This is a genomic window from Ureibacillus sp. GCM10028918 (assembly GCF_042666115.1).
In the GTDB taxonomy this organism is placed as follows: domain Bacteria; phylum Bacillota; class Bacilli; order Bacillales_A; family Planococcaceae; genus Ureibacillus.
On the sequence record NZ_JBHTFK010000040.1, the window covers coordinates 81633 to 93795 of the forward strand.

Below are 12163 nucleotides of genomic sequence, written 5' to 3' on the forward strand. Positions count from 1 at the left end.
TTTGAAGATTTTAAGACTATTACACAGCAATATTGACTGCTTATTTTTAATTTGTAACTTTAAACGCTTCTATTACCTGCAGCCAATGTTCTGGCTTTTCACCATGATACTTCTCTTTTAAATTTAATAAAGCAAGCTTTTCGATTTTGGCTTTCGCTGCTTTCGACATCGACGAATCAATATCAGCTGATTCTAACATATCAATTGTGCCGCCAAGTTCAATGGAACGTCGAGTTGCATGAAGTGCAGTTCCCGTCACGAGACGATTCATTGTTTCTTCAAATGTCCTTCCATTAATTGTTTCACTTAGTGAATCAATTACAAGGTTTTCAACATTAAAATGGTGAGCAGCTTCTAACAGTTCAATATACAGGCCGACTATTCCTTTCATATAAATACTTCGAATTAATTTTGCAGCTGTAGCTTCACCAGGTATTTCACTTACCTTCTCGATATTCATGCCATAAACAGACATCATTTCGATAAAAATATCTGTTCCATCCCCACTCGCAAGAATAGGTACTTTATGTTTATAAACTGGCAATGGCCCCATCATAGCAGCATCTACAAATTTCCCACCTGAAGTGCATATATTAAATGCTATCTGCTTTTTGATATTTGGGTTTGCTGCTGAAACATCTATATATATACTGTTACTATTAACATTTGCCATTAATTGTTGACTTACTCCAAGCGCCTTGTCTGCAGGTACTGCAACAATGACAGCATCAACTTCTTTAAATACCTCTTCTGTCGAATCTACCATTTTAACGTTGGATGCTTTTGCCCGATTTTGGATAAGCTCGCTATATTCGGGAACATTCAAAAGTGGATCATACGCTATCTTATTTTGTAATCCTTGCTCATTTAAACCGGAAGCTAATTCAAAGGCAGCCTCCCCAAATCCAATAAACCCTAAATTCATATCCACTTCTCCTACTCTAAAATCCAAATTTTTTAATTTTTTCAGCAAGCCATTCTGGAGCTATATTGATATCATCTGTAGATCCTTTTTTTCGGTTATCTTCATAGTTAGCAATTGTCTGCATACGTTTTTCCTCATATACCAACTTTGCTTCAGCTTTCTCAAGTGTGTTTTCAATTTTCTCTTTCGGCACTACAACTACCCCATCTTCATCGCCGACAATTAGGTCACCTGGACAGACCGTCACTCCTGCACAGGATATTGGTATATTAATCGCACCTGGACCATCCTTAAATGGTCCATTAGGAATGAATCCTTTTGCAAAAATCGGTAAACCAATTTCACTTAGCATTTCTTTATCACGGACAAGCCCATCAATGATGATTCCCTCAAGACCGATTGCTTTTGCTGCCCCAGCCATTAATTCCCCAAGATAAGCATTTTCGGTATGTCCTTTTCCATCTGCGACAAGCACATAACCCTCTCCTCCGCAGTAGATTCCTTGATGCAGGAATAGATTATCGCCTGCTCTCATCTCTACTGTTAGAGCAGTTCCAACTACTTTCATCCCTGATGAAACTGGCTTAACTTTATAATCCATAGAACCAGTACAACCCAACGCATCTGAAATAAGTGTTGAGTTTAATTTTTTGGCTCTTAAAATAATATCTTGCGATAAACGTGGTGCTGTATAACTCAATTCATACACTCCCTTGTTTTTATATAATGTAAAACTTAAATTCTTTATTTATATTAATGTTAGCGGTTTCACCAACGGATATAATGTAGTAAAAATTACAACTTATAGACAAAATGTAATATTTATAACTACTTTAACGAAATGATATCACCCTTATTTGTTGTTGTAAACATTTTTTTGAACATTCAAACTTTATTGGTAGAACAAAAAACGTTTTATAAGTCTAAAGTTATAATTATTTAATTTTCTCAATTACGCAGCATTATGCTGTTTAAGCACTGAAATTTACAAGCCTCCGCCAAATATAAAAGGCTGTTCCATTAAAGGAACAACCTTTTATACTGTAGGCAAAGTATGCTATGCCCGCTTTATTATATATACCTCTTTGCAAACTGAATCTTGATTATCCTAGATTCACATCACTATCTATTAACTAGCCAAACAAAACAGTTGATAAATAGATTACAAACGTTACCGTTAAACAGCTAACGATTGTAGAGAACAAAACTGTTTGGGCAGCTGTGTTCGACTCTATATCATACTCGAGTGCAAGACTTGAACTGTTTCTGGAAGTTGGGAATGAGCTTGCTATTAGCAGTGACTGAGCCACTACCCCATCAATTCCTAGTAAATAGATTGTGACTAAAGCTATTGCTGGTCCAATGATTAATCGCGTAAAGCAACTGATCAGGATTGTTTTATTTAACATTGTCCTCAATTCAATCTGAGCAAGCTGCGCCCCCAGCGTAATCAGTGCCATTGCGACAAACCCATCTGAAATATGATCTAGAGGTATCCGGACAAATTGTGGAATTTCAATATTGAATATATTCAGTAGGACACCTAAAACAAGAGCATGGACAATCGGCATTTTTAAAAAATCTCTGAAAATGTCTTTACCCGATTTGGTTGCAGATATCAAATTGTAGAGGCCATATGTATAGGTCGTCATATTTTGAAAAATTACGAGGATTACTTGAATCGCAACCCCTATTGGTTGCGTAGCAAATACCATTTGGGCTACCGGAATCCCGTAATTCCCTGAGTTTATCAGGACGACACTGTTTTTAAAGACGGCTGTTTCACTTCTCTCGAGCCCAAGAAGCTTGGCAATATAGTGACTTAATATCATCTGGCTCCCGATAAAGATTGTAATAAATAATGCTACCTGTCCAAGTATGGTTAACTCAATGGAGGTTTCATAAATATTAAGAAAAACCGCTATTGGCATAAAACAATAGGTAAGCAACTGCGACATGGCTTTTAAATTAAATTGGAATTTTTTCTGTAACCCTACACCAACCACTAATAATACTAATATTGGCGCAACGATTTGGAAGAATATCATAGATAAGTAGGTCATCGTTTACTATCCTTTCCGTGTATACGGCTATTTTAATCCTATTTTACCTCTTTCTCTGTTGAGATGAAATATCAGAAAATACAATTCGCCCTAAGTAGAAACGAGAAAATGTGCGTATTTCACCGATATCCCTGAAAACTCATATTCACCTATACGTTAAGATCACAATCAGTCTTAGTTGTACTTATTCACAGCCAAGAGATTTTTATAGTTCATTTCTCTAAGTAAGGACGAAACGATTGCTAACTCTTCTACTACTCTGTTACCATCAAAGTAAATAAATTTAAATGGGGTTTTCCATGAAAAAACGTAATAATAAAAGGCATTTCTATATCTGTCTTTTCATCTCAGTCCTATTTACTATAAGCTTAATAAGAAGCTACTCGAATACAGGCGAGTTGCAGATTGGAAGTATTATATTTACTGCTATTGTTTATATAGCAACGATTCTTTCAGCATTCACATTAAAAGGGAATTCCAAAAAGTAAAAAGACGTCTAAGAAGGAGTTCATCTCCTTACCTAGACGTTTTTTCCTCATATAAAGATAGTAACAACTTGATAAATTTTGTAATTTTCACCTTTTTGCACAATGAGTAAGAATTATTTGATATATTTTGAGTATGATTTCTCTTTGGAAGGAAGATTGCTATGCTAAAAGTTGATGAACAATTACGTAATGAATCTAGAGGCATAATTGGACAACCTCTTGAGGATGCTATTTTTAAGCTTTCCCAAAGTGAAGAATTTCATCATGATATTTTTGGCGCTTTGCTTCCAATTCATTTACTACTGGTAACGAAAACGAGAGCTCAAAATCTTATCTTCACAATAGCCAAAGAGTACTGGGGAAATGTGGATTTATTTTTGCATGCTACCTTACAGGAGACAACAATAGATCTTGATAATGCGAATGATCGTTTAGAAGCATTTTTTTCCTCCAAAATAAGTAAGAAAGTTATTTGGGATTACATCACTATACATAATCGATTAGAGTTTGATAGTCTTATGGGACTCGTTTTTGGAAAGGAATATAAAATAACTAAGGCAAAATCAGTTGGCGGGCTACGGCAGATTTACCTCTATCAGGTTGGTAATAAATATTTCTTACATACGATTCTTAATGATCATTATACATTTTGGGATGTCTTGTTTATCAAGAAAATTTATTCTCTTTTTATGCAAACCTCTTTGGAAGATATTCATAATGCCAACGATTTAATAAAGCATTTCAAAGTGTTATTAGAAAGCTGCTCTACTTTAAATCAATCTGTCATCATTACAAATCAGCTGATTTCATTTCTTGATCAGGAAAATATTCGTTCGTACCATTTAAAAGAACTTCATATATTTAATTTAATCTCTCACTTTAATGGCGGAAAACGTCATTTTCGAAAAGTAGATTCTCTCATTGAAGAAATTATTACTTCATGGGGAAAAGGAAAGTGGGCTCTGTCTGAAAAGGAATATACACTTTTATCTTATATTCAAGCAATTACAGCCGCAGAGCATAATGATAGTGCAAGGGTTATTGAATATGGCAATTATTTAATTGCGAATGATCGTTTGATCAATCATGCCATCGAGTTATTCTTGGAATACAGTGATGTCTTACCGAATTTAAAGCCAGAACCGAATACGTTTGTAAAACGTTACGACAAAAACTACTTAGAACAAATCTTTTTCATCCTTATCGATGCACTTGTACAAAATAGTAAATTTGATGAGGTCATTGAACTGCTTAAGCAACATGAAATTGCATCATGCACGAGTCTTTATGGATATTTTAATCGGGAACAATTTGACCAAGATGCAATCTTTAAAATTGAAGCTACTGTCCAACGAGATATTGCCTATATTGTCCATAACTCGCCTCAACACGTTGTACAGTCCATTGAGGTCTGGTTACAGAACTACCAAGAAGAACAAAGCACTTATTTTGAAATTGTTCATATGACATCTAAGCATATGTGCAACATCCTAAAATCGCTTTTTGTAACACAGCACTATGAACTTTTTGAAAAGTTAATAGAGGTATACAAAAAATATTTAGTAATAGATGTTCATTTTGATGATTTAAGAGACTTTGTTTCTGCCCATGTAAATAGCTGATAGTGCAATGGCATGTATAGAAGCAAGTCTTTTTTTCTTTTGTTTCTCTTCACTAGTATAACCGATAAAACTTTCCACCTTGCCCTTGTAGATAAAAGTTAAGTATGGTAGGTGGACAAAATCATTGGGCTGCATAAAATAGGGGCTTTTTCCGTATAGGGATATGCCCGCTTCTTCAAACAAAGTTGCAATGAATTGAGAGCAGAAAAAAGCTCTCTCTCTTTTTATTTTCACACGGCAAGCAACACCAAATAACCCTATGAAATTATACTTATACTCATTTTTGTTTTGTTTATAATAACCGATTCTTTTTTTCAGAAGCGCATATTGATGCTCTGTTACAGGACAAGCAAGGATCACGCAATTAGATTCTCTAAGCAGGGTTGAAGATGGATTCTCATGCACAAAACCACCAATCCAGGGATTATTCACATTTTTTCGTCCAAAGCTATACATCTCTTTTAACTCTGAATCAAAGGAGATAGAGACATGATTATAATCATGCTGTGTATAGATTTGGATTGCCTTTGATAATACCGTCTTTGTTTTTGTTAGCACAATATAAATCATTCTGTTCATCTCATCACCCCGTTAAAATCAATCTACTCACTATCATAACAAGAAATTGTTAAGAATAAATTAAAAAATATATGAAGATTTCCTTAATTTTTCCACCTTACTATGAACATACGTATTATATTATGAAAAAGTTTCAAAAAAAGGAGACGTAAAGGCCAATATAAGACCTCACAATTTCGATGGGGATAAAGACACTTTGTTGTGGCAACCACAGGAAAAAATCTGGCTGTCCAGACACTTACTTAATTTCTGGACAGCCCCTTTCTTGCACTAATTACTCTAAAATTCCACTTTCTTTTAACGAATTAATTTGTTCCTCGGAATACCCGATAGTTGTTAAGATTTCATGTGTATGTTCACCTAACTTAGCGCCAACAAAGTTATATACAGGTTCCATTTGATCAAATTTAATGGCTGCCCCGATTTGCTTCTGAATATTTCCGTTAGGTTCAGGAACGTCAACAACCATATGGCGTGCTTGAATTTGTGGATGATTACAAGCTTCTTCAAATGTTAAAACAGGTTCAACACAGCCCTCGAAATCTTGGATAATATCGAGCCATTCGTCAAAATTCTTAGTTAGAAACGCATCTTTAATGGCTTCTTTAAACCGCTTTTGCGTATAGGATGAATCATTGAATGTACTTTGAATTAACTCCGGTATATCGAGCGCCTCACACAATAGTTTTCTAAATTGCGGCTCTAAGCTTCCGACAGAGAAATAACGTCCATCCTTTGTTTGATAATAATCATAAAAGGTTCCTCCGTTTAAGATTTCTTCCTCCGGCTTCGGCAATTGTCCACTTGTTAAAAAGGAAGTTCCATATAAAGCATTGAAAGTAAATGCTGCATCTGTCATGGCAACATCAATATATTTCCCTTCACCTGTTTGTTCGCGGTGTAGAGCTGCAGCTAGCACCCCTACTGCTGCATGCAATGTCCCACCGGCAATATCGGCAATTTGTATCCCCATAGCAACCGGCTTTTTACCCTTAAAACGTGAATGATCAAGGACCCCCGCAATTGAAAGGTAGTTGTTATCATGCCCAGGACGTTGTTGATAGGGACCGGTCTGTCCATAGCCTGTGATGGAACAATAAATAAGTTTAGGATTTACTGCCCTTAAAGACTCATAATCAAGACCCAGACGCTCCATTACCCCTGGTCGAAACCCTTCAATGACTATATCATATTCCTGAATTAAGGATTTCACGATTTCGAGGGCTTCGGGTGTTTTCAAATTAAGTGTAAGCGATTTCTTAGAACGGTTTAAATGTTGATGAATATAGGACTCCTTATCCTCATTATATGGTGGCATAATTCGCATCATATTTACTCTTCGGGAAGATTCAATATGGATTACATCCGCTCCATAATCTGCAAACATCATAGTCGTAAAAGCACCTGGCAATAATGAAGAAAAATCGAGAATCTTTAACCCCTTTAAAATTGGCATTTCCCATCCCCCTAAGACAAAATACATCATGTTATAATACAGACAATACATTTTCTTATCAGTATTATAACAGTTTTACCATAAATTTGTATATCACAGGAATATTATATTTATAATTATTTGAAAATTATATGGAGGAAAAGTGGAAAATATGAACGATGGAAGCTTTGTCATGAGAGATTTTTAAGTGCAAAATTTAATCACTTTAAATCATAGCTTTTATGTTATTTATTTTTCTAAAATTTTTTTGTTTTTTATAGGTTAATTTTGCAAAGATGTTTTTATGAAGCTACTCATTAATATTTTCATTATAAATATCAAATTCATACTAATTAATACCAAGTCCATGCGTTTGATACTGATTAAAGTAAATAACCGTCATAATACGACATTTTAAATTGTACTTCTCTCTATATAAATTGATAATTTCTTCTGAATTAAATAAGATGTCTACAATCTTGTTAATGGGTTCCTCCGGATGATCCGTTAGTACAGTATCAGTACTTTATTCCCAAGCTGTTTCGTATCTGATGTGTTTGTTTTTACCCTGTGTAAATTCCTCTCCCTTTCTATAGCTTTGAGTCGGCTCTATTCCTATCTCCTTTGTAAACTCCTTTATCGGAAAATTACCACCATACAAAGTAAAATAAGCCTTTGTCTAGTACAATACTTTTCCATAGTAAGTCACCTCTTTATCAAAACCATACTCCTCTAATTCGAATCTAATCTAAATCCGTCAAATAAACGTCCGCCGTATGGGAGTAAAATTTGATCTACCAATTCAATAATTTTTAATTTATCCTCATGCTTGTAATAATTGTCAAAGGCATCAATATATTGACTAGTGAAATCTACATTAAAGTTATTTAATTCACGAATAACCCATTTTGAAGAACCCACCCAACGGCCATTACTCCTTAATACAAACTCCTGGATAAGATTAGTCAAGGTATTGGCAATCATAAGCTCCTCTGCCCTGTTAGTTGACCCGATAAAATCTTCCAGAGCGTCCGTTATAAAATATCTTTTGAATTCTATTACCTCCGTTGACCATTTTTCGGGTCCTTCGCTTAAAATATTATTCGCTTCCCTTTTAATCTCTTGAATAACCCCAAGGTCTTTAATGATGAAACCTTCTGATACCATTCTTGGTAAAGAAGGTCTTGCCCTTTTATAGTCGGCTTCGAAAAAATGTTTATACGAAGTTAAATTATGTACAAAAACCTCAATCGCCCATTCAAAATCTATAATTGATTGTCTAAAAGAGGTTAAAATTTTATCATCAAATATTACAATATCAAGGTCAGAAGTATCCGTGGCTTCTCCTCTTACAACACTTCCAGCTAGTAGTGCACCTTCGCAATTTGGAAAATATTTATCTACAAAATGTTTGGCTGCACCTATAGGTTTAAGTCTCTTTTGATTATTCATGATTCCCTCCTACTTCGCTTTTACCACTTGGAAATTATATACAATTTTAGCGGTGCGGTAAATAAAAAATACAAATATAAAGCTAAGATTAAAGCAAAAGACTACTGTCTCCAGTTACAACAAAAACTAGTTTGCGATGATGCCTAATGCTTCCAAGTTGTACTCCAAATTCATATTCATTCCCTCTCGCCACCAGGAATTGATAGCTTATTTACGGGAAAGTTTTCAAGATGAAATACCTCATTTAATTAATTAGTTGATAAAAAAAATAAATCCGAAATAGTTTAAAAGATAACTCTTAGTCAAATGATTATTGGGTGAATATTAGATTTTTTCAAAATATTATTGTAATTTAATAACCCATGTAATATTATATAAAACATATTAACAAACTAGGTTTTTACATAGGAGGAAATTAAGTTGAAGAAATGGTTATCAGTGATTCTATTAACGTTTTTAGTTGTAGGATTAGCAGCATGTGGAAGTACTGAGGAATCTACAACTAATGCGAAATCAGATACAGAGGAAACTACAAACAAATTAGAACAAATTCAAGAATCAGGCACTATTACAATTGGCCTTGAAGGTACATTCCCACCATTCAGCTATCATGAAAAAACTGGTGAATTAACTGGATTTGAGTACGAAATTGCAGCTAAGATTGCAGAAGATCTAGGTGTTGAGGCAGAATATGTTGAAGTTAAATGGGATTCTTTAATCGCTGGTCTTGATGTGGATAAATATGATTTTGTTATCAACAACATTTCAATTACCGATGAACGTAAAGAAAAATATGATTTTACAATTCCTTATATGAAGTCTATTGGAACATTAGCTGTACTTAAAGATTCTGGTATCAATAGTTTAGAAGACTTTGCCGGAAAATCAGCAGCTCAAACTGTTACAAGTAATTTTGCACAAGATGCACGTGATTTAGGTGCTGAAATTGTACCAACAGAAAACCTAACAAATTCAATTGAGTTAGTATTACAAAAACGTGCAGATGGTACAATTCATGATCGCGTGACATTCCTAACGTACTTACAAACACAACCTGATGCCCCGATAAAATTGATTGATGGCGAAACAAGCGCTATGGATATTGCTTTAATTTTAAATAAAAATAATGAAGAATTTCGCGAAGCTTTAAATGATATCATTACAAAACGTACGGAAGATGGTACTTTTGCAGCAATCTCTGAAAAATACTTTGGCGAAAATGTTATTTCTCAATAAGAGGACGGGATCAATCGGCATCTACTCCGCCGATTGATTTTTGTTTAGAAAGGATGACAGAAATGAGCCGCGAACTTGAAATTGTATTAGAATCGTTTTGGCCACTTTTAAAGGCTGGACTAACAGTAACAATCCCATTGTCTCTTATTTCGTTCGCCATTGCATTAGTTATTGCTATAATCACGGCCCTCGTGAAACTATCAAACTTTAAAATTTTAAAATTTATTTTTGGTACATATGTTTGGATTTTTAGAGGAACACCTTTACTCGTACAATTATTCATCGTTTTCTATGGATTACCAAAAGCAGGTCTTTCCTTAGATTCTTGGGCGGCTGCCATAATTGCATTCTCGCTAAATTTCGGTGCATATGCTTCTGAATCGATTCGAGCATCAATTTTATCAATCCCAAAAGGTCAATGGGAAGCTGCAGAATCGCTTGGAATGACTTATTGGCAAATGCTTAGTAGAGTAATTGCCCCACAGACAATGCGAATTTCTCTTCCACCTCTTACTAATAATTTTATCGATTTAGTAAAAGGTACATCTTTAGCTGCGAGTATTACGATAGCGGAAATGTTCATGATTGGACAACAAATTACAGCAGTTACCTATGAACCATTAGCAATCTATTCATTAGTTGCAGTTATTTATTTACTATTCATTACAGTATTGACAACGATACAAAATAAACTTGAAAAATCAGCTTCTAAGTATATCTAGAAAGGAAGTGGACAATATCGTTGCTTTTAAAGAAATGAACAAATATTTCAATGAACATCATGTGCTCAAAAATATCAATGTACAATTTGAAAAAGGAGCAACAACTGTTATTCTAGGGCCATCAGGATCTGGAAAATCGACACTTTTAAGATGCAGCAATTTATTGGAGATACCTCAAACTGGTATACTAGAAATAGATACCTTGAAAGTAGATTTCTCTAAAAAGCTAAATCAAAAGGAAAAACTATTAATTCGGCAGAGTACAGCGATGGTTTTCCAATCCTTTAATTTATTCCCGCATAAGACCGTGATTGAAAATGTCGTAGAGGGTCCAATTACGGTCCTAAAAAAAGGCAAAAATAAAATCTATCCAATTGCTGAAAAATTACTTGATAAAGTTGGACTTCTTCAAAAAAAGGATAGCTTCCCTTCACAATTATCAGGTGGACAACAACAACGGGTAGCCATCGCACGTGCTTTAGCAATGGAACCTAAATTTCTGTTATTTGATGAACCTACGAGTGCGCTTGATCCGGAATTAGAAGGCGAAGTTTTGAAGGTGCTAAAAGGTTTAGCAGAAGAAGATAAATCCATGATTATCGTAACGCATAATTTAAACTTTGCACGTGTCGTGGCTGACCGTATTTTATTCTTGGAAAACGGGGAAATCGTTTTCAATGGAAATACAGATCAGTTTTTCAATAATACAGAGAACGAACGTATTCTTTCATTTATTCGTTCTATGCAATTTATTTAGGAGGAGATTAATATGACAAAAGAAAAAACAAATGTAGAAAGCTTCGATTTGGATCATACAAAAGTTGTTGCACCGTATGTACGACTAGCGGGTGTTAAAGAAGGAGAAAAAGGGGATGTTGTAACGAAATACGATATTCGTTTTAAACAACCAAATAAAGGACACATGGAAATGCCATCGCTCCACTCTTTAGAACACTTAATGGCTGATCGTATTCGTAACCACTCTTCAAAAGTAGTTGATTTATCACCGATGGGTTGTCAAACAGGCTTTTATTTATCTTTTATTAATCATAATAATTATGATGAAGTATTAGATATACTTGAAAAAACATTAAACGACGTTTTAGAAGCGACTTCAGTACCTGCTTGTAATGAAGTGCAGTGTGGATGGGCTGCTAGCCACAGTTTGGAAGGTGCACAAGCATTAGCACAAGAATTCTTAGAAAAACGTGCTGAATGGCATATCGTGTTCTCTGAATAGTTCTTAAAATAACTAGATAAATATCGTTTAAAGAGTATTTCTTTCCTTCTATTAATTATTAATAAGGTGAGAAATGCTTTTTTTAATATTTATCTCCCTTATTTTATTTATTCCTGTGTTTTATAGGATTTTATTTTTATTCAGTTGATCTCATATCAATATATCCTTCCACATATGTACCTTCCCCCTATGCAGCACACTTTTGAATTAACATTAATATCTAATTTAAATCCACTTTAATCAATTATTAATTTTGTTAATTATTATTAAGACTTTGTAAAACTACCCTATTTTCAGCAGAAATAAAGTATGATTGTTTACGAGCTAAGAGCTAACATTCCTGGCATTAGCTCCCTTTATACGTGAGATAGCCTGGTGCCCACTTTGGTAGCTAGGCTATT

Annotated in this window: 11 protein-coding genes and 1 pseudogene; 5 read left to right on the forward strand and 7 right to left on the reverse strand. The window is 34.5% G+C overall.

Going from position 1 to position 12163, the window contains the following annotated elements; genetic code table 11:
- Positions 1 to 46: 46 nt before the first annotated feature.
- The 3 genes from ACFQU5_RS19020 to ACFQU5_RS19030 all read right to left on the reverse strand — a co-directional run bounded on the left by ACFQU5_RS19020 (position 47) and on the right by ACFQU5_RS19030 (position 2988).
- Positions 47 to 925, reverse strand: coding sequence for a DUF1932 domain-containing protein (locus ACFQU5_RS19020; RefSeq protein ID WP_390291593.1), 879 nt, complete (start codon positions 923 to 925; stop codon positions 47 to 49).
- 16 nt (positions 926 to 941) lie between these two features.
- Positions 942 to 1634 (reverse strand): RraA family protein, encoded by a 693-nt coding sequence (locus ACFQU5_RS19025; RefSeq protein WP_390291596.1) that lies wholly within the window; start codon positions 1632 to 1634, stop codon positions 942 to 944.
- A gap of 424 nt (positions 1635 to 2058) precedes the next feature.
- Positions 2059 to 2988, reverse strand: a complete 930-nt coding sequence (locus ACFQU5_RS19030) for an AEC family transporter (protein ID WP_390291599.1) — start codon at positions 2986 to 2988, stop codon at positions 2059 to 2061.
- A 649-nt stretch (positions 2989 to 3637) separates the two neighbouring features.
- Here ACFQU5_RS19030 and ACFQU5_RS19035 point away from each other — a divergent pair.
- On the forward strand, positions 3638 to 5098 hold the full coding sequence (locus ACFQU5_RS19035) for a hypothetical protein (protein WP_390291601.1): 1461 nt from the start codon (positions 3638 to 3640) through the stop codon (positions 5096 to 5098).
- Here the strand turns inward: ACFQU5_RS19035 and ACFQU5_RS19040 are convergent.
- The 4 genes and pseudogenes from ACFQU5_RS19040 to ACFQU5_RS19055 form a co-directional block, all read right to left on the reverse strand.
- Entirely contained in the window at positions 5063 to 5677 is a 615-nt protein-coding gene (locus ACFQU5_RS19040) for a hypothetical protein (protein WP_390291603.1), read from the reverse strand. The genes ACFQU5_RS19035 and ACFQU5_RS19040 overlap by 36 nt on opposite strands.
- 274 nt (positions 5678 to 5951) lie before the next feature.
- Positions 5952 to 7133 (reverse strand): CaiB/BaiF CoA transferase family protein, encoded by a 1182-nt coding sequence (locus tag ACFQU5_RS19045; protein ID WP_390291605.1) that lies wholly within the window; start codon positions 7131 to 7133, stop codon positions 5952 to 5954.
- Between the two features lie 328 nt (positions 7134 to 7461).
- A pseudogene (locus tag ACFQU5_RS19050) lies at positions 7462 to 7773 on the reverse strand (DUF4279 domain-containing protein).
- Positions 7774 to 7844: 71 nt separating this feature from the next.
- On the reverse strand, positions 7845 to 8564 hold the full coding sequence (locus ACFQU5_RS19055; protein WP_390291607.1) for a nucleotidyltransferase domain-containing protein: 720 nt from the start codon (positions 8562 to 8564) through the stop codon (positions 7845 to 7847).
- Positions 8565 to 8984: 420 nt separating this feature from the next.
- Between ACFQU5_RS19055 and ACFQU5_RS19060 the strand changes: the two genes are divergently transcribed.
- The 4 genes from ACFQU5_RS19060 to ACFQU5_RS19075 all read left to right on the forward strand — a co-directional run bounded on the left by ACFQU5_RS19060 (position 8985) and on the right by ACFQU5_RS19075 (position 11762).
- Complete coding sequence (locus ACFQU5_RS19060) at positions 8985 to 9800, forward strand: transporter substrate-binding domain-containing protein (RefSeq protein ID WP_390291609.1); 816 nt, start codon at positions 8985 to 8987, stop codon at positions 9798 to 9800.
- 62 nt (positions 9801 to 9862) lie between these two features.
- Positions 9863 to 10522, forward strand: coding sequence for an amino acid ABC transporter permease (locus tag ACFQU5_RS19065; RefSeq protein WP_390291611.1), 660 nt, complete (start codon positions 9863 to 9865; stop codon positions 10520 to 10522).
- Between the two features lie 16 nt (positions 10523 to 10538).
- Complete coding sequence (locus ACFQU5_RS19070; protein ID WP_390291689.1) at positions 10539 to 11279, forward strand: amino acid ABC transporter ATP-binding protein; 741 nt, start codon at positions 10539 to 10541, stop codon at positions 11277 to 11279.
- A 12-nt stretch (positions 11280 to 11291) separates the two neighbouring features.
- Positions 11292 to 11762: an S-ribosylhomocysteine lyase gene (locus ACFQU5_RS19075; RefSeq protein ID WP_390291613.1), complete on the forward strand. Its 471-nt coding sequence runs from the start codon at positions 11292 to 11294 to the stop codon at positions 11760 to 11762.
- Positions 11763 to 12163 lie beyond the last annotated feature (401 nt).